General features: G+C 64.9%; 16 protein-coding genes. 6 read left to right on the top strand and 10 right to left on the bottom strand.

Going from position 1 to position 18,791, the window contains the following annotated elements:
- Position 1: 1 nt before the first annotated feature.
- The 4 genes from L2D01_04415 to metH all read left to right on the top strand — a co-directional run bounded on the left by L2D01_04415 (position 2) and on the right by metH (position 4,770).
- The gene (locus L2D01_04415) at positions 2-1,063 is read left to right on the top strand and encodes a homocysteine S-methyltransferase family protein (protein ID WBQ11030.1); all 1,062 of its coding nucleotides are present in this window, start codon (positions 2-4) and stop codon (positions 1,061-1,063) included.
- Positions 1,064-1,142: 79 nt separating this feature from the next.
- The gene (locus L2D01_04420; protein WBQ11031.1) at positions 1,143-1,634 is read left to right on the top strand and encodes a hypothetical protein; all 492 of its coding nucleotides are present in this window, start codon (positions 1,143-1,145) and stop codon (positions 1,632-1,634) included.
- Positions 1,631-2,095: a hypothetical protein gene (locus tag L2D01_04425; GenBank protein WBQ11032.1), complete on the top strand. Its 465-nt coding sequence runs from the start codon at positions 1,631-1,633 to the stop codon at positions 2,093-2,095. The genes L2D01_04420 and L2D01_04425 overlap by 4 nt, the downstream gene beginning before the upstream one ends.
- The gene (metH, locus tag L2D01_04430) at positions 2,092-4,770 is read left to right on the top strand and encodes a methionine synthase (protein WBQ11033.1); all 2,679 of its coding nucleotides are present in this window, start codon (positions 2,092-2,094) and stop codon (positions 4,768-4,770) included. Before L2D01_04425 ends, metH begins: the two co-directional genes overlap by 4 nt.
- 4 nt (positions 4,771-4,774) lie before the next feature.
- Here metH and L2D01_04435 read toward each other — a convergent pair whose 3' ends face one another.
- Complete coding sequence (locus L2D01_04435) at positions 4,775-8,371, bottom strand: hydantoinase B/oxoprolinase family protein (protein ID WBQ11034.1); 3,597 nt, start codon at positions 8,369-8,371, stop codon at positions 4,775-4,777.
- 197 nt (positions 8,372-8,568) lie between these two features.
- On the opposite strand from L2D01_04435, the gene L2D01_04440 reads away from it, so the two are divergent.
- On the top strand, positions 8,569-9,279 hold the full coding sequence (locus tag L2D01_04440) for a molecular chaperone DjiA (protein WBQ11035.1): 711 nt from the start codon (positions 8,569-8,571) through the stop codon (positions 9,277-9,279).
- A gap of 19 nt (positions 9,280-9,298) precedes the next feature.
- Here L2D01_04440 and clpA read toward each other — a convergent pair whose 3' ends face one another.
- From clpA to phaP, 3 genes are all read right to left on the bottom strand, one after another.
- A complete protein-coding gene (gene clpA / locus L2D01_04445) occupies positions 9,299-11,650 on the bottom strand; it encodes an ATP-dependent Clp protease ATP-binding subunit ClpA (GenBank protein WBQ11036.1) in 2,352 nt (783 codons plus the stop codon).
- Positions 11,651-11,654: 4 nt separating this feature from the next.
- Complete coding sequence (gene clpS / locus L2D01_04450) at positions 11,655-11,984, bottom strand: ATP-dependent Clp protease adapter ClpS (protein WBQ11037.1); 330 nt, start codon at positions 11,982-11,984, stop codon at positions 11,655-11,657.
- A 215-nt stretch (positions 11,985-12,199) separates the two neighbouring features.
- Positions 12,200-12,847: a TIGR01841 family phasin gene (gene phaP / locus L2D01_04455; protein WBQ11038.1), complete on the bottom strand. Its 648-nt coding sequence runs from the start codon at positions 12,845-12,847 to the stop codon at positions 12,200-12,202.
- Between the two features lie 164 nt (positions 12,848-13,011).
- On the opposite strand from phaP, the gene L2D01_04460 reads away from it, so the two are divergent.
- A complete protein-coding gene (locus L2D01_04460; protein WBQ11039.1) occupies positions 13,012-14,283 on the top strand; it encodes a D-alanyl-D-alanine carboxypeptidase in 1,272 nt (423 codons plus the stop codon).
- Between the two features lie 9 nt (positions 14,284-14,292).
- Here L2D01_04460 and L2D01_04465 read toward each other — a convergent pair whose 3' ends face one another.
- The 6 genes from L2D01_04465 to L2D01_04490 all read right to left on the bottom strand — a co-directional run bounded on the left by L2D01_04465 (position 14,293) and on the right by L2D01_04490 (position 18,445).
- Positions 14,293-14,724 carry an HIT family protein gene (locus L2D01_04465; protein WBQ11040.1) on the bottom strand — a complete coding sequence of 144 codons (432 nt, stop codon included), beginning with the start codon at positions 14,722-14,724 and terminating at the stop codon, positions 14,293-14,295.
- A 63-nt stretch (positions 14,725-14,787) separates the two neighbouring features.
- On the bottom strand, positions 14,788-15,996 hold the full coding sequence (locus tag L2D01_04470; protein WBQ11041.1) for a GNAT family N-acetyltransferase: 1,209 nt from the start codon (positions 15,994-15,996) through the stop codon (positions 14,788-14,790).
- A 132-nt stretch (positions 15,997-16,128) separates the two neighbouring features.
- Positions 16,129-16,614, bottom strand: a complete 486-nt coding sequence (locus L2D01_04475; protein WBQ11042.1) for a RidA family protein — start codon at positions 16,612-16,614, stop codon at positions 16,129-16,131.
- A 301-nt stretch (positions 16,615-16,915) separates the two neighbouring features.
- A complete protein-coding gene (locus L2D01_04480; GenBank protein ID WBQ11043.1) occupies positions 16,916-17,569 on the bottom strand; it encodes a hypothetical protein in 654 nt (217 codons plus the stop codon).
- Positions 17,569-17,850, bottom strand: coding sequence for a DUF4258 domain-containing protein (locus L2D01_04485; protein ID WBQ11044.1), 282 nt, complete (start codon positions 17,848-17,850; stop codon positions 17,569-17,571). Before L2D01_04485 ends, L2D01_04480 begins: the two co-directional genes overlap by 1 nt.
- A complete protein-coding gene (locus L2D01_04490) occupies positions 17,843-18,445 on the bottom strand; it encodes a hypothetical protein (GenBank protein ID WBQ11045.1) in 603 nt (200 codons plus the stop codon). Before L2D01_04490 ends, L2D01_04485 begins: the two co-directional genes overlap by 8 nt.
- Between the last annotated feature and the right edge of the window lie 346 nt (positions 18,446-18,791).

Raw genomic sequence — 18,791 nt, forward strand, 5'->3', positions numbered from 1 at the left:
AATGACACGGCAAGACCGCATCAAGGCGCTCGAAGCGCTGGCACGCGAACGCATCCTGGTGCTGGACGGCGCCATGGGCACGATGATCCAGCGCCTGAAGCTGTCGGAAGAGGATTATCGCGGGCAGCGCTTCGCCGACTGGAAGACGTCGGTGCAGGGCAATAACGATCTGCTCAATCTGAGCCGGCCGGACGCCATTCGCGAGATTCACGCCACCTATTTCGCGTCCGGATCGGACATGGTGGAGACCAACACGTTCTCGGCCACCCAGATCGCCCAGGCCGATTACCACATGGAGGACATCGCCGCCGAGATCGCCAGCGAAGGCGCGCGCCTGGCGCGAGAGGCCGCCGACGCCGCCGAGGCCGAAACCGGCCAGCCCAAGGCGGTATTGGGCGCCATCGGCCCGACCAACCGCACGCTCTCTCTGTCGCCCGACGTGGAAGATCCCGGCTATCGCGCCGTCACCTTCGATCAGGTGCGCGAAACCTATGCCGAGCAGGCCAAGGCCATGGCGCCGTTCGTGGACTTCTTCCTGATCGAGACGATTTTCGACACGCTGAACGCCAAGGCTGCGATCAAGGCGCTGCTGGATTTGCGTGCCGAGGGCGGGGTGGACGCCGATATCCCCATCATGCTGTCGGGCACCATTACCGATGCCTCCGGCCGCACCCTGTCGGGCCAGACCACCGAAGCCTTCTACAATTCGGTGCGCCATGCCCGGCCCTGGGCCATCGGGCTCAACTGCGCGCTGGGCGCCGATCAGCTGCGCCCCTATGTGGCCGAGATGAGCCGCATCGCCGAGACGCGCGTGCTGGCCTATCCCAATGCCGGCCTGCCCAACGCATTCGGCGAGTATGACGAAACGCCCGAAGAGACCGCCAATTTCATCGCCGACTGGGCCCAATCGGGTCTTGTGAACATTGTCGGCGGTTGCTGCGGCACCACGCCGGACCATATCGCGCGCATCGCCAAGGCCGCCTTCAACGGGCGCCCCCGCGAAATCGCCACACGCCCGAAAGCCATGCGGTTGTCGGGCCTTGAACCGTTTGAACTGGCATGACGGGCAATAACCCCCATAGGCCCCCCTTGACCCCCTTTTGGGGGAGTGCTAATTTGGCGTCATCCAAACGGAGGACGTCATGAATATGCACAGCACAACACCGTCGAAAGCCAAGGTCAAAGTCGCCGATTGGTCGCTTTGGATCAAGCATGTTTCCGGGAATCCGGCGCTGGCTGAGCATCTCGCCAGCCTCAAAGCAGGCGAAACCATCACATTGGTGGTAGGGGGGTATCAGGGGGTCTGGGAGAGGAAGGCGGACGGCAAGGACGGGCGTCCAACGCTCGGCCTGAAACCTCTGAGCGACGGCACTCGTAAAGCATGGTTCGCCCTTTACGGTGACCGTAAGGGCCAGCTCGTCGATATCGCACTGGGGCAAAGCGAGGCCGCTCTGCGCGCCCGCGCGAAAGCGCCGGGACCCGCGCGCAAGGTTTCCAGTCTTGAGCCCGCCTCGCCCGCAGATCAGGAGGCCGCGTGGGCGGCGTTCACCGCTCTGCGGTCCGACGGGTGGCGGTTTGATCCCGCGCAGGTTTTTGATCGCGCTGCGCTGCATGAGCGGGGGGCGGGCGCATGATCACGATCGACACCAATCTTTATCTCTACGCTGTTGATGCTGGCGAAACAGTCAAAGGTCCTGTGTGCGCCGAACTGGCCAGCCGGGCGCAGCAGGCGGGCGCGCCGATCGCTTTGCAGGTGTGCGGGGAGTTCTATGTCAATGCTGTGCGCAAGGCCGAACGCACGCCGTGGGAGGCGGCCCAGGCGGCTCGCAATCTCCTGGCGGCCCATCCCAGTTTTCGGGCCAGCCGCTCTGCGGTGGAGCGCGCGCTGGCCGAGGTGGCGGCTGGCCGCTTCAGCTATTGGGACGCGCTGCTGCTGGCTTCCGCCGATGAAGCGGGGTGTGACGCGTTGCTGACCGAGGACATGGCCGACGGCGCTCGTCTGGGCGGCGTAGAGGTCATCCATGTATTTGACGGCGCCGCGCTGTCTGCACGCGCCGAAACTGCCCTTCGCAATCTGGAAAACCGAACACGATGACCGAGAAAACCCCCTCCCGCGCGGTGTTCGTCAATGTGGGCGAGCGCACGAACGTCACCGGATCGGCGAAGTTCCGCAATCTGATCCGGGACGGCGACTACGCCGCCGCGCTGGATGTGGCCCGCCAGCAGGTGGAGAGCGGCGCGCAGATCATTGACGTGAACATGGATGAGGGTCTGCTCGACTCCAAAAAGGCCATGGTCACCTTCCTCAATCTGATCGCCGCCGAGCCTGATATCGCGCGTGTGCCGCTTATGATCGACAGCTCCAAATGGGAGGTGATCGAGGCGGGTCTGAAATGCGTGCAGGGCAAGGCCATCGTCAATTCCATCAGCCTGAAGGAGGGCGAGGACCAGTTCCTGGAGCAGGCGCGGGCGTGCCTGGCCTATGGCGCCGCCGTGGTGGTGATGGCGTTTGACGAGGGCGGCCAGGCCGAGACGGCCCAGCACAAGTTTGACATCTGCAAGCGCGCTTATGACCTTCTGGTGGACACGGTCGGGTTCGATCCCAACGATATTATTTTCGATCCGAACATTTTCGCCGTCGCCACCGGGATCGAGGAGCATAACGACTACGCCGTCGCCTTTATCGACGCGACGAAGCGCATCCGCGAAGAACTGACCGGCGCCCATGTGTCAGGCGGGGTGTCGAACATTTCCTTCAGCTTCCGCGGCAATGAGCCGGTGCGCCGGGCCATGCACTCGGTCTTCCTCTATCACGCCATCAAGGCGGGGATGGACATGGGGATCGTCAATGCCGGCCAGCTCGACATCTATGACGAGATCGATCCCGAGCTGCGCGATCTGGCCGAGGACGTGATCCTCAATCGGCGCGACGATTCCACCGAACGCCTCCTGCAGGCTGCCGACCGCTTCAAGGGCGATGGTATTGTTGCGAAGAAAGAAGACGCCGAATGGCGCTCGCGCCCCGTGGCCGAGCGGCTGAAACATGCTTTGGTCAAAGGCATTGACGAGTTTGTCGTCGAGGACACTGAAGAGGCGCGCCAGCAGTTCGACCGGCCGCTGCACGTCATCGAAGGCCCGCTGATGGACGGGATGAACGTGGTCGGCGATCTGTTCGGCGAGGGCAAGATGTTCCTGCCCCAGGTCGTGAAATCGGCGCGCGTGATGAAAAAGGCCGTGGCCCATCTGATCCCGTACATGGAGGCCGAACGCGCCGCCAGCGGCGAAGAGAAGCAGTCGGCCGGGCGCGTGGTGATGGCCACGGTGAAGGGCGATGTCCACGATATCGGCAAGAACATTGTCGGCGTGGTGCTGCAGTGCAACGGCTATGACGTGATCGACCTGGGCGTGATGGTGCCGGCGGAGAAAATCCTGGAAACCGCGCGCAAGGAGAACGCCCATATCATCGGCCTGTCCGGCCTGATCACCCCGTCGCTGGACGAGATGGTGCATGTGGCGGCCGAGATGGAGCGTCTGGGCCTGGACCTGCCGCTGATGATCGGCGGCGCCACCACCAGCCCGGCCCACACGGCGGTGAAGATCGAGCCGGCTTACTCACGCGCGCCCGTGGTCCATGTCCATGACGCCAGCCGGGCGGTGGGCGTGGTGTCGCGCCTCATGTCGCCCGAACAGCGCGCGCCCTATTGGGAGGATTTGAAAGCCGCCCACGAAAAGACCCGCATCACCCGCGCCCGTACCCAGGCCAGCCGCGACCGCGTGCCGCTGAACGATGCCCGCGCCAAGGCATTTGATGCGGATGCGAACGATTATACGCCGGTCACCCCGAAGAAGCCGGGCCTGACCACGATTGATGATGTGCGTCTGGCGGACCTGGCGCCCTATATCGACTGGACGCCCTTCTTCATGGCGTGGGACATCAAGGGCGTGTACCCGAAAATCCTGGATGATCCGAGGCGCGGCGAGGCGGCGCGGGCCCTGTTCGCCGACGCCCAGGCCATGCTCAAGCAAATGATCGCCGAAGACTGGCTGCAGCCGCGCGGCGTGGTGGGTCTGTGGCCGGCCCGGCGCGATGGCGATGATGTGATCGTCTACTCCGATGAGAGCCGCAAGACTGAAGCCGGGCGCTTCTATGGCCTGCGCCAGCAGCTGCGCAAGGAAGGCGACAAGCCGCATTACAATATCTGCGACTTCATCAGCGCCACCAAGCCGGACTGGATCGGCGGCTTCGCCGTCACGGCCGGGTCCGCCGAGGGCGAGATCGCGGACCGTTTCCGGGAGGCCAATGACGATTATTCGGAGATTCTGTTCAAGGCGCTGGCCGACCGCTTCGCCGAAGCCTTCGCCGAATACCTCCACGCCCGCGTGCGCCGCGAGATCTGGGGCTATGCGCCGGACGAGGCGCTGACCACGGATGACATGATCGCCGAGGCCTATCACGGTATCCGCCCGGCGCCGGGCTACCCCGCCCAGCCCGACCACACTGAGAAAGACGCGCTGTTCCGCCTGCTCGAAGCGCCGCAGCGCACCGGTATCGAGCTCACCGAAAGCCAGGCGATGAACCCGGCGGCCTCAGTCTCGGGCATGTATCTGGCCCACCCGGACAGCGTCTATTTCGCCGTCGGGCGCATCGCGCTCGATCAGGTGGAGGACTATGCCCGGCGCAAGGGCTGGACAACCGAAGAGGCGGAAAAGGCGCTGGCGCCCATTCTGGGCTATGACCCGGACGCGCCCGCAGCGGCCGCGGCGGAGTAGGGTCCTATTCCGGCTCGCCCCACCCGCCCCCGCCGGGGGTTTCGATCTCCAGAATATCGCCCGCTTCCACGTCGACGCGGAACAGGGCCGGCAGGGTCTCCACCGCTCCGCTTTGGCGGATCAGGCGCTGGGCGCCGGGCAGGGCCGGGTCGCCGCCCTTGAGGCCTGGCGGTGCGATGGTGCGCCTGCCGGACAGGAGCGCGGCCTCCATGGGTTCCAGGAACTGGATACGGCGCAGCGTGCCGTCGCCGCCGCGCCAGCGTCCCGCGCCGCCCGAGCCGGGGCGCAGGCGGTGGGCCAGGATGCGCACGGGATAGCGCAATTCCAGCACTTCCGGGTCGGTCATGCGTGAATTGGTCATGTGGGTGTGGACGCCCGACGCGCCGTCAAACCCTTGGCCATCGCTCAGCACGCCCGCCCCGGCGCCGCCGCAGATCGTCTCATAATACTGGCGCCGGTCATCGCCGAAGGTGAGATTGTTCATGGTGCCCTGGCTGGGCGCCAGGCGCCCCGTGGCGGCGAAGAGGGCGTCCACGATCAACTGGCTGGTCTCCACATTGCCCGCAACGACGGCGGCCGGCGGCTGCGGCGCGATCAGGCTGCCCTCGGGGATGATCAGCTTGATGGGTTTCAGGCAGCCTTCATTGAGCGGGATCACGTCCTGTACGAGGCAGCGCAGCACATAGAGCACGGCGGCGCGGGCCACGGCGCTGGGGGCGTTGAAATTATCGCTCAGCTGGGCGCTGGTGCCGGTGAAATCGATCACCGCCTCGCGCGCCGCCCGGTCAACGCGGATGGCGACACGGATCACGCCGCCGCCATCCATGTGCATCTGCGCCTGACCATCTTCCAGCGCGCCGATCACCCGGCGTACGGCGCGTTCGGCATTGTCCTGCACATGGCCCATATAGGCGCGCACCTTGGCCAGACCCTCGCGCGCGACCATGTCAGTGAGCGCCCGCCCACCGGCGGCGCAGGCGGCGAGCTGGGCCTTGAGATCAGCGATATTCTGGTCGGGATTGCGCGCGGGATACTGTCCTGCGCCAAGCGCCGCGCGCACGCCGCTGGCGTCAAACTTTCCGTCTTTCAGGATCCGCACGGCGTCCAGCACCACGCCTTCTTCCTCGATCGAGCGGGAGAAGGGCGGCATGGAGCCCGGCGCGATCCCGCCCACATCGGCGTGATGGCCGCGCGCGGCCACGAAGAACAGGCGCGTCCCGTCCTCATCGCAAACCGGCTGGATGACGGTGATATCGGGCAGATGCGTGCCGCCATTCCACGGCGCGTTGAGGGCGATGGCGTCCCGGGGGCCGAGATCGGGATGGGCGTCCAGCGCCGCACGCACGCTGGCCGACATGGAGCCCAGATGCACCGGCATGTGCGGCGCGTTGGCCACCAGGGCGCCGTCTGCGTCGAACACCGCGCAGGAGAAATCCAGGCGTTCCTTGATGTTCACAGAATGGGCCGTGCGTTCGAGCACGGCGCCCATCTGCTCGGCCACCGCCATGAAGCGCCGGTTGAAGAGTTCCAGCGTCACCGGGTCGGCTTGCGTCGTGTCATCACCGGGCCGGGCCGCAGCGTCCGCTTGCCGCGTGAGGACCAGCATGCCGTCTGAACTGCGCGCCGCGCTCCAGCCGGGATCGACCATAATGGTCTGGTGATCGTCCACGATCAGGGCGGGGCCGGTGATGGCGTGGCCGGGCGCGATGTCAGAGAGGCGATGCACCGGCGCCGCCTGCCAGCGCCCGCCATGATAGACATCCGCCTCGCCTGCCTGCACCAGCGGGCCGTCAGCCTGCGCCAGCTCTGCCGCCACCGCGTCGGCGCCCGGCGGTGCGCCTTCCGCTGCGGCGGCGGCCGATTCCAGGATCAGCGCGGCGTCAGCCTCCGGCGCAAAACCGAACAGGCGCCGGTGCGCCTCGCCAAAGGCGGCGCGGATATCGTCCTCGTCACCGGCTGGAACCGGGATCGCGGTGTCGGACCCGGCGGCCCGCAGGCGCAATTCAGTTCGCATACGAATGTTGTCGCCCCCCTGATCGGCGACGCTGGCGCGCGCCTGATCCGACAGCGTATCCAGCAAGCCCCTCGCGGCCTTGAGGCCCGCCGCGTCGAACGCCCGCTCCAGCCCCGCCTCGTGCAAGGCCCGGATGGGCGCGAGCCCGATGCCATAGGCGGACAACAGACCCGCCTGCAGGTGGATCAGCGCCGTGGTCATCCCAAGCGCATCTGCGACCAGACAGGCATGCTGCCCCCCGGCGCCGCCGAACGCGTTGAGGGCATAGCCACGCGGGTCCACGCCCTCGGCGGTGGTGATCTGGCGGATCGCGCCGGCCATCGCTTCCACGGCCACTGCCAGGAAACCTTCCGCAGCCGCTTCGGGACTGGCCAGGCCCATGGCGTCAGCGAGTTTGGAGAGGGCGGCGCGGGCGGCGTCCGCGTCCAGGCCCTGATCCTGATCGGGGCCGAACACGCGCGGGAACCAGTCCGGCTGGATGCGGCCGAGCACCAGATTGGCGTCGGTCACCGCCGCCGGTCCCCCGCGGCCATAGCAGGCCGGTCCCGGATCCGCCCCGGCGCTGTGCGGACCGACACGGGCGCGCTCGCCGTCAAAGCTCAGGATCGATCCGCCGCCCGCCGCCACGGTGTGCACCGCCAGCATGGGCGCGCGCAGGACGCGGCCATCCAGGCGGGCGAGGTCGGTGCGGGCGTAATCGCCGCCATCATGGCGCGACACGTCGGTGGAGGTGCCGCCCATGTCAAACCCGATGACCTTGTCGAACCCGGCGGCCTTGGCCGTCACCGCCATGCCCACCACCCCGCCGGCCGGGCCGGACAGGACGGCGTTGCGCGCCGCAAACATATTCGCATCCGAAAGACCACCGCCCGACTGCATGAAATAGAGCGGCGCGCCGTCGAGGCCTTTGGCCACGCGCGCCACATAATCCTGCAAAACGGGCTGGAGATAGGCGTCGATCACGGCGGTGGAGGCGCGCGGGATGAGGCGGATGAGCGGGCTGGCGGCGCTGGACAGCGTCACATGCTCAAAACCGGCCTCGCGGGCGAGCTCCGCGAGGCGTTGCTCCTGCTGGTCGTTCGCATATGAATTGATGAGCGCGATGGCCACGGACTGGAACCCGTCAGCGCGGGCCTCTTCCAGAGCCGTGCGGGCGGCGGCCTCGTCCGGTTCATCGGCGATCTGGCCATTGGGCGTCATGCGCCCAGAAAGACCACACACGCGCGCCGCCAGCGGGGCGGGGCGGTCAATGCGCAGGGCGAAAATGTCCGGCCGGGTCTGGTCGGCGATGGTCAGCGCATCTTCAAAGCCCTCGGTCACCAGAAACAGCGTGCGCGCGCCCTTGAGCTCCAGCAGGGCGTTGGTGGCCACCGTGGTGCCCATCTTCACTGCCGACAGCGCGCCGGCCGGGATGGGCGCATCTGGGGCCAGACCTAGCGCGCGGCGCACACCCGCGCTGGCGGCGTCCTCATAGGCGGGCGACTGGGACAGAAGTTTGAAGGCCTCCAGACGGCCATCGCCGTGGCGGGCGAGAATGTCGGTGAACGTGCCGCCCCGGTCGATCCAGATCTCCAGAGCCTTGGTCACGCGCATCTCCTGCGTCTATTGGGGGGAGGAGTTATGCAGCATAGCATGCGCAGTCCCGCAAGGTCGCTCACGAGGCGCTCACGGGGCGCCCACGGTCCCTGAGCGGCTTGACGCGACCCCATCCGGGCGTCAATCAGGATGGCCGCGCACACCGGACGCATCGGGTGGCGCCTCTTTAAAGACCCCACGGACCCGCCATGGAATTCTGGCGCAAGCTCGCCGCCCTTCTGACCGGATCGCAAGACCCGTTCGACTGCGCGGAGGAGGACTGCCCGCCGGGCCGGCGCGTAGATGATGCCGAGTTCGCCATGGCGCTGATCGGGCTGGGCGCCAAGATGGCCAAGGCCGATGGCGAGGTCAGCCGCGAGGAGGTGGCCGCCTTCGCCCAGGTGTTCCGTGCGCCGCCGGGCTTCGAGGCGCCGCTGGCGCGCGCGTTCGATCTGGCCAAGCAGACCACGCTGGGCTTTGACGGCTATGCAAGACGCCTCGCCCGCCGCTTCCAGCATCACCCGGCGGTGCTGGAGGATGTGCTGGACGGATTGTTCCACATCGCCAAGGCCGACGGGCGCGTGACCGCACAGGAGGAGGCGTATCTCGAAGCCGTGGCGGAGATTTTCGGCTTTGACGCCCACGGCTTCGAACGGATCAAATACACCCATATCGCCGCGCCCCATGATGACCCCTACGTGATCTTGGGCGTGAGCCGCGCCGCCAGCGACGCAGAGGTGAAGACCGCCTACCGCGCCATCGCCTCGCAAAACCATCCTGACCGCCTGATGGCGCGAGGCGCCCCGGCGGAGCTGCAGCGCATCGCGGTGGACAAGATGGCGGTCATCAATGCGGCCTATGACGCCGTGATGCAGGCGCGCGGCGTCCGCCCGCGACGGCTGGAGGCGCAGCCGGGGTGACGGGGTCTGCCCGCAGACCCTACTCCACCGGCGCCTGCTCGGGCGCTTTCTTCGGCGTCTTCTTCGGCTTCGCGGCCTTCAGCCTGTCGGCGGGGATAATCTCGAAGTCGAGGCGCTCGGCGTCGGCCGGGTCGATATCGACCTTGACCACGCCGCCCTTTTTCAGCTGACCGAACAGGATCTCGTCAGCCAGGGGCTTCTTGATGTGCTCCTGGATGACGCGGCCCAGCGGACGGGCGCCGAAATTCTCGTCATAGCCCTTGCGCGCCAGCCAGAGCGTGGCGGCCTCAGACAGCTCGAACGTGACGCCGCGCTCGGCCAGCTGGGCTTCCAGCTGGAGCACGAATTTCTCCACGACGCGGCCGACCACTTCGGGCTTCAGGCCGGAGAAGGCGATGGTGGCGTCGAGGCGGTTGCGGAATTCCGGCGTGAACAGGCGTTCGATGGCCGCCGTGTCCTCGCCCTCGCGCTTGCCGCGCCCGAAGCCGATGGATTCCTTGGCCGCATCCGACGCGCCGGCATTGGTGGTCATGATCAGGATGATGTTGCGGCAGTCGATCTTCTTGCCGTTGGCGTCTGTCAGCTGGCCGTTATCCATCACCTGCAGGAGGATGTTAAAAATGTCCGGGTGGGCCTTCTCGATCTCGTCGAGCAGCAGCACCGAATGGGGGTGCTGGTCCACCGCGTCGGTCAGCTGGCCGCCCTGGTCATAGCCGACATAGCCCGGAGGCGCGCCGAGCAGGCGGCTCACCGTGTGGCGCTCCATGTATTCGCTCATGTCAAAGCGCAGCAGCTCCACTCCCAGCGAGGAGGCGAGCTGGCGGGCCACCTCGGTCTTGCCTACGCCCGTGGGTCCGGAGAACAGATAGCAGCCGATGGGCTTGTGCGGTTCGCGAAGGCCGGCGCGCGCCAGCTTGATGGCGCTGGCCAGCTTGGCGATAGCCTCGTCCTGACCGAACACCACCCGCTTGAGCGTGGCGTCGAGGTCCTTGAGGACCGTCTCGTCGGATTTCGACACCGACTTGGCCGGGATGCGCGCGATCTTGGCGACCACGGCTTCCACGTCCTTGACCCCGATGGTCTTCTTCCGGCGGGACTGCGGCAGCAGGCGCATTGAGGCCCCGGCCTCGTCGATCACGTCGATGGCTTTGTCGGGCAGCTTGCGGTCGCCGATATAGCGGTCGGACAGCTCCACGGCGGTTTTCAGCGCTTCATTGGTGAAGCGGATATCGTGGAAATCCTCGAAATACGGGCGCAGGCCCTGCAGGATCTTGATGGAATCGGCCACGGACGGTTCGACCACATCAATCTTCTGGAAGCGGCGGGCGAGCGCGCGGTCTTTCTCGAAGTGCTGGCGGTATTCCTTGTAAGTGGTCGAGCCCATGCAGCGCAGGGAGCCTGACTGCAGCGCCGGCTTCAAAAGGTTGGACGCGTCCATCGCGCCGCCCGACGTGGCGCCGGCGCCGATGACGGTGTGAATCTCGTCGATGAACAGGATGGCGTGGGGGCGTTGCTCCAGCGCCTTGACCACCTGCTTGACGCGCTCTTCGAAGTCGCCGCGATAGCGCGTGCCCGCCAGCAGTGTGCCCATGTCGAGCGAATAGATGACGGCTTTTTCCAGCACATCAGGCACATCGTGCTCGATGATCTTGCGGGCCAAGCCTTCGGCGATGGCGGTTTTGCCCACGCCCGGATCGCCCACCAGAAGCGGGTTGTTCTTGCGGCGGCGGCACAGCACCTGGATGCAGCGCTCCACCTCGTGGTCGCGCCCGATCAGCGGGTCCACATCGCCGGCGCGGGCCTTGGCGTTGAGATCGACGCAATACGCCGCCAGCGCATCATCCTTGTCCTTGTCGTCGGCCGCGGCGGGCGCGGCTTCGTCCTCGTCTTCATCGTCCGCGCCGCGGGCCGGGAGCGCCTCGCTGGCGCCGGGGCGCTTGGCAATGCCATGGGAGATGAAGTTGACCGCGTCGTACCGGGTCATGTCGCGCTCGGCCAGGAAATAGGCCGCATGGCTTTCGCGCTCGGCGAACAGGGCGACCAGGACATTGGCGCCGGTCACCTCGTCACGGCCGGAATTCTGCACATGGATCACGGCGCGCTGGATCACGCGCTGGAAACCGGCCGTCGGCTTGGCGTCCTCGCCGGTCTCGATCACCAGGCTCGCCAGCTCGCGCTCGACATAATCGAGAAGGGTCTCGCGCAGCTCATCCACATCCACGTCGCAGGCGCGCATGACGGCGGCCGCGTCCTCATCCTCGCACAGGATCAGCAGCAAGTGCTCGAGCGTGGCGTACTCGTGCTTGCGCTCCTTGGCGGCGGCCAGGGCGCGGGTGAGGCTGTGCTCAAGGGCGGATGAAAATGAGGGCAAGCGCCTAATCCTTTTCCATGGTGCACTGCAGAGGGTGCTGCGAGCGCCGTGCGGCGTCCATCACCTGGGCTACTTTGGTCTCGGCCACTTCAAACGTAAACACGCCGCAGACCCCCACTCCATGTTGGTGCACATGGAGCATGATGCGAGTCGCTTCCTCAGCGTTCTTGTGAAAAATCGTCATCAGAACGCCCACGACGAACTCCATCGGGGTGTAATCGTCGTTTAACAGCAGGACCTTGTACATTGACGGGCGCTTAGTGCGCGTGCGCGTTTCGAGCGCGACGCCTGCGCCGCGTCCGGCGTCCTCGTCATCCTTGCGCCGTTCAGTCATGCCCACGGGCCTCGGGTCAGCGCTGACACAGTTTCCATACCCTGATTAGATAGGCATCCATGGCCGCGTGGGAAGCCCCTGTCTCAGCCAGCCGCGTGGATTGCAGCGCCCGGTTGGAGATAAAAAAAGTCCGGCGCTTTGGGGCGCCGGACCAGTCAGGGAGGATCCGTGGGCGCGCCCGGCAAGCCGCGCGCGCCGATGGGGTAGCGTCGCGTCTAGCGCTGCGACTGCATCAGCTCGACAGCCGCGGCGGCGCGGTCGTTGAGCGGCTTGAACGATTGCTTGACCAGGCCCGACATCAGCTCGGACTGGCGGGTGATTTCGGCCAGATAGGCCTCCATCGCCGACTTGGCGTAGTCGGCCTGGACCTCGATGAGCTCCTGGACGGACTTGGCGCTGGCCATGGTTTTGGCCGCAGCGGCGGAGTCTTCCATCGACTTCTTGGCGTAGGCGACCGCGGCGGTGTTGATCTCTTCGATCGACTTGGCGGTGGTGGTGGCCGACGCGATCATGGCGTCAACGGTGTCTTTCTGGAACGCAGTGAACTCGTTCAGCGCGTTCACGGACTTTTCAAAGCCGTCCTTGATTGCGTCGTTCGACGCGGCGGTGACGGTTTCGAAGGCTTCCTTGGCGGGATCTTTTTTGGCGGCGGCGGCCATGGTGATGACTCCTGTCATTTTGCGGGGAGGCGAGGGCGCACGCGCAGCTTTGCCGGATGATGTCCGTGCGGTCGCGGGGCGGGCCTCGGTCTTGGGGGACAGCTGGACGGCGGCCGTATCGGGCGCGACATATCCGGACGCATCGGCGTTGCCGCCCGTCGTCTGGTCGATGGTCGTGCTCATTGTTCCGGTCTCGGTCGTCATGGCGTCCTCATTTTATCTCGCTCGGGGCGGATCCGCCCTTCGCAAGTGCAGCAAATCTCTCAAAACCGGCGACGCAAGTCAAGAAAAATGTTGCGCTGCACAAAAGCCGAAGTGCGTCATGCGGTTAACGGCCCGGCAACAGCTCGGCGCCAGTGTGTCAGGCTATGGCGCACGCACTCATTCGATGGATGGCTTCGGTTCTCGCCGTGCTGGCGTTCGCCAGCGCGGGGGCTGCGGCGCAGTCGGAACGCTACGCGGCCTTCGTGGCCGACATGGAAAGCGGCGAGGTGCTGCATGCGCGCAGGGCCGACGCCATGCGCTTTCCCGCCTCGCTGACCAAGATGATGACGCTCTACATTCTGTTTGAAGCCGAGCGTGACGGGCGGGTTTCGCTGAGCGACGAGCTGGTTGTGTCGGCGGAAGCCGCGTCGCGTCCGGCCTCGAGGCTGGGGCTGGCTGAAGGCGCCACCATCGCGGTGGAAGATGCCGTGCGGGCGCTGATCATCGCCAGCGCCAATGATGTCGCCGTCGTGGTCGCCGAGCATCTGGGCGGCACAGAAACCGCCTTTGCGCAGGCCATGACCGAGCGCGCCCGCCGTCTGGGCCTCACCTCCACCACCTTCCGCAATGCCTCGGGCCTGCCCGATCCGCTGCAGCGCACGACGGCGCGCGACATGGCGCGTCTTGCGTATGCCCTGCGCCGCGATTTTCCTGAGCGCTACGCCTATTTCTCCGAGACGCGCTTTGTCTGGAACGGCCGAACCATCAACAGCCACAACACGCTGGTCAACACCATGCCGGGCGTGGACGGACTGAAGACCGGCTATATCCGCGCGTCAGGATTCAATGTGGCGCTGACGGCGCAGCGCGACGGGCGCCAGCTGGTGGCCATTATCATGGGCGGGGCTTCGCCTGCGGTGCGCGACGCCCATGCCAGAGAGCTGATCGACGCAGCTTTCATCACGCTGGACGCGCGCGATCAGGGCCGGTTGCTCGCGACATTGGAGGCGCCGCGCCTCAACCCCATACGCGAACAGGAAATTCTGACCGCCGAGCTGGCAGACATGCCCGCCCAGACCGCCCAGGGCTCCGCTGGCGCCGCCCCGCCCGTGCGGGTGACTTTGGCCGATGTGGACGAGCTGGCCGAGCCGGCGCGCGCCGCAGAGCCTGCGCTGGCGCTGCCGCGGGGCTGGTCCATTCAGGTTGGCGCCTATGGCTCTGAAGCGGCGGCGCGGGCGCGGCTGGAAACCGTGTCAGCATTGGGGATCAGCGATCTGGTGGCGCAGGCGCATCACGCCCCGGAGCCCTTGTTGCGCGGCGAGACCCGGCTGTGGCGCGCCCGGTTTGCGGGGCTGGACGCAGACATCGCCCGGGCGGCCTGCGCCCGGCTGCAGGCGCGCGGCGAGGCGTGTTTCACGGTGGCGCCGGACGCCTGAAACGAGGCCTCAGAGTTTTGCCCTTATCCGTTCGGCCAGCGCTTCGAGCGCCTTCACATCTGCCTGACCGGCCTGGCCATGGCCTGCGATCTGGCGGTCGGCCCAGCGCGGAATGACATGAAAATGCACGTGAAATACGGTCTGACCCGCCGCCGCGCCGCTGAACTGGGCGACCATGACGCCGTCGGGTTTCAGCGCCGCCTCCACCGCCCGGGCCACCTGCTGGACGCGCTCCATGGCGGCGGACGCGGCCTCGGCGGGAAGGTCGAGCAGATTGCGCGCCCGCGCCTTCGGGATGACCAGCACATGCCCCTCGCTTTGGGGAAAAACATCCATGATTGCAATAACTTGCTTGTCCTCAAACACTTTGACCGAAGGGGCGTCGCCGCGCAGGATCTTCGCGAAAATATTCTGGTCGTCATAGGTCCCGTGCAGGCTCATGGCGGGTCTCCGGTCTCGCTCGAGGAGCGCAAATCATAAGCAAAATCGAGGTGATGCGCCAAGTCAGGGCGCGGTCTTGAACGGCGACTCGGCGTCCATCGCCTCGCATTCGCGGATCATGGCGGGGCGTTCGGAGGCGAGATAGCGGGCGACGGCGGCGCGAAGGCCTTCATGTTCAATATGATGGGCTGAATGCACCAGGTGCGGGCGGTAGCCGCGGGCGAGCTTGTGGGCGCCCTGGGCGCCGGCTTCGACGCGGGTGAGGCCGTGGGACAGCGCGTACTCGATGGCCTGATGATAGCAGAGCTCGAAATGCAGGCTGTCATGGGAATCCAGCGCCCCCCAATAGCGGCCATAGAGCGTGTCAGACCCGATAAAATTCAACGCGCTGGCGATATACCGGCCGTCGCGGGACGCCATCACCAGCAGGATTTTATCCGCCATGCTCTGGCCGATAAGCGAGAAGAATTCCCGGTTGAGATAGGGCTGGCCCCATTTGCGCGCGCCGGTGTCGAGATAGCAGGCGAAGAACACGTCCCAATGGGCTTCGGTAATGTCCGATCCGGTCAAAAGTTCAATGTTGACATTGGCTTGGGCGATTTCGCGCTCTTTGCGCAGGGCCTTGCGTTTGCGTGATGCCAGGGCGTCGAGGAAGTCGGCATAATCGCGGTAGCCCTCGCTGGTGAAGATGAACTGGATGTCGTGCCGGGCGAGAAGCCCTTGAGAGTCAAGGGCCTGACGATCCGTCTCGTCGGGAAACAGGACATGCCAGCTCGACGCGCCCAGCTGGCGGGCCGCGGCGATACCGCCCTCGATGAGAGTATTACGGGTTTCAGGACAATGGGTTAGGATGCGCTGGCCGGTGGCGGGGGTAAAGGGAATGGCGGTGACCAGCTTGGGGTAATAACTCCCGCCCGCTCGCTCCAGCGCATCGGCCCAGGCATGGTCGAAGACATATTCGCCGTAGGAATGTTCTTTTAGATACATCGGCATAGCGCCCACCAGCGCGCCGTCCGCATCGTGCGCCAGCAGGTGGCGGGGCGCCCAGCCGGTCCCTGCGCCGACGCTTCCGCTCGTTTCCAGCGCGTCCAGAAAGGCCCAGCTGGTGAAGGGGCTTGTCCCCCTTTTGGGTGACGAAACCACCCCTTCCTGGTGACGTGAATCGGGTTGAGGGGGACATGACTCGGGCTGAACGGTACATGACAGGGCGTCCCACGTCCGCTCGGGCGCGGCGCGCAAGGTTTCGGCGAGGGAGAGGCGCAGGGAGGTCATATCGCGGGCCGCCGGAGGTCGGATGAGGATGAACCCGGGGATATAGCGCCGCGACCCGGGAGGAGCGAGGCGCGCGGTGGCCGCGGCGGGCTGACGCTGCACTGCAACATGCTGCGCCGCGTCAAAACCATCTCACCCGATCTCAATCACCGCGTCCACCTCCACCGCGGCGCCCAGCGGCAGCACCGCCACCCCCACCGCCGAGCGGGCGTGGCGCCCGGCCTCGCCGAACACCGCCACCATCAGGTCCGAGGCGCCGTTGATCACTTTGGGAATGTCGGTGAAGGCGGGGTCCGCATTGACGAACCCGCCCAGCTTCACGATGCGCGCCACCTTGGTGAGGTCGCCGCCGCAGGCCGCCTTGAACTGGGCGATGAGATTGATGGCGCACAGGCGCGCCGCGGCCTGGCCGGCCTCCAGCTCCATCCCTGCGCCCAGGCGCCCGGCCACCAGCCCGTCCGGGCCCAGCGATATCTGGCCGGAAATGTGGACCAGCGCGCCCGAACGCACAAAGGGCACGTAATTGGCCACCGGCGCCACGGGCGCGGGCAGGGTGATCCCCAGATCGGCCAGGCGGGATTCGATCAGGTTCTGGGCGGGGGTCTGGGGAGCGGTCACGGCATGGGCCTCCGGGGCGGCGGATCGGTTGGCTTGAGATAGACCGTGTTCGTGGCGCAATTGCAATCGGGTGGGGGGTGGGGGGAGCGGCGGGGCGGGTGATTCAGGGCGGGGCGTGTGTGGGCGATCACTGTCTGCGAGAGCGGGGGCGCAGGCCGATCTGCCGGGCGTGGATATGCGCACCGGTTCTCTGCGGGAGGAATAGGGGTGTGTCCCGGGTTTCGGGTGTCTGTCCCCGGTCATCCTGCGGTTATCCGGGAGGTGTGCACCCGATTATCCTTCCACAGGATGACGCTCTACTTCAGCGCAGCGCCTCTCCTACTCGCTGAAAGCAACGAACCGCTTCTGCTGCAGGACAGCTGATCGATAGATGGTGACAGAAAAACGCTGGGATATCATTCCAAGTTGCGCGCGCAAATGTCATGTGGCCCTGACCATGGTTGCGTTCGATGTCCTTCCATTGCATACCGAACGCGTTCGACGCCTTTTCGCCGAAGAATATCAGAGCTTTTGGGGACTGGGCGCGCAAAAGCACCTCGTTCCAGTGGCTTGAAAACTCGACCCACCTCTTTCTGTCTGGGTCTCTGGGGTTAATCCACTTAGAAGCCTCACTGGTTGGGGCCTGGGGAAAAACTGCCGCGTGGGCTACCGTCGAGTTTTGTAGAATTGAGCTTAGTTTCGCGCTTGCCATATGCGCCCGGAGCGAAGTTCCAAACTTATACTGATCGGAGAGGTAGAGCAGCTCGCTAGGCGCGGAGGTTTGGACATGCCGATCCGCGCCTCCGCCTTGAAAGGAGATCAGCGCAAGATCGGGATTTTTCTTTAGCGGCCCATAAAGCGGATTCAATCCGAACTGAACTGCTTTGGACAGAGATTCGTCTTCTAGCATTCTTCTACATTCTTCGTAAAGCCTCTTTTCAAGCTCTACAAAATCAATTTCGCTGAACGATCTCATTATGTATTACTTTCATTTAGGTATCCGATTTTTTTGTGATTGGCTCGGTAGGTTGTGATTGCGATTTCACCATCGGTTATCAATACCCGGCCCTTTAACTTTTCAAGTCTGCTGATTTTATTTCTCAAATCCGCAAGAGCCTCATCGACCGCTTCGGCTGTCATCAACAAGCCTCTTTCAATGGTTTCCCCATACTCGGCTATAAGCTCTATGTCTTTGGCCTTCAGGCCACGTTGTTGAAGGCGCGTACGTGCGTGCTTTGTCAAGGTCAGCTCAGTCATTTGACGCACCCCCAGTTTTGTCTACCCCGTTGAAATCTGCGATCGCGTCAGCAAACGCATCAAGATGGTCGCGTTTGTAGGGCTCATTAGCTGGAGGGTCGTGCCTCAGTGTGTTGGCCTCCTTCCAAGTTTGGCCGGGAAACTTGATGCTTAGGTCTCGCCAAGCATTTCGGATCGTGTTTCCAGCTGCGAGGTTCGCGAACTTAGAGGGCGTGAGTGTTTTACCTTCGTACCAAATTTCCGAGTGCCGAACCTGTGCGATATATGCCTTCCCCTTGTAAACAGACCTTAGCTGAGTGCCGTTTCTTAAGAGTAACCGATCCCAACGATATCCTTCGTCAATATCGCCAAAATGGGCGCTCCAAGCTTTCTCTTGCACCAGAAGATCTTCATGAGAGAATGCGCTGCTTTGAATGTGACCAAGGCTGTCTAGACGCTCGAACCGCTGAGCCCAGAAGTCTTGTAGCAGCCGGTCGATAACTGCCACTGCGTGCTCGCTATCGTCAAGCATAGCTACGAATGCGTGATATGTGTCGCGTTGCACGGGCACGTGAACGTAGTCGAACGGGTTTGTGCTTAGGTTCGTTTCGTGCATGGTTGCCTCCATCGCTAGAGGGAGCATAGCAGGTTATAGTACTTAAACAATATGGAAAAGTACTCGAAGAGTGAAATTGGCTAACTATCAGAAATATATAAAGAAATAGAATGAAAGTCTCGACCGTGCAGCCATTCCCCACCCCTCGCCCGAACGACCCGGTGCTCAATCCTCCCCATCGTTCCATGCTGGAAGAAACCGCAAGGCGATCGCCGGCTGTCAAGGACGACCGGGCTTTGCCCGGTCGCCGCACGGCGGCGGCCCGAAGGGCCGTCCTTGACAGGCTGCGACGCTTGCGAAAATGGCTCGGCAAGGAATGACGGGAAGATAGGGTCGCACTGTGCGA

The sequence above is a fragment of the Hyphomonadaceae bacterium ML37 genome (assembly GCA_027627685.1).
In the GTDB taxonomy this organism is placed as follows: Bacteria; Pseudomonadota; Alphaproteobacteria; order Caulobacterales; family Maricaulaceae; genus Oceanicaulis.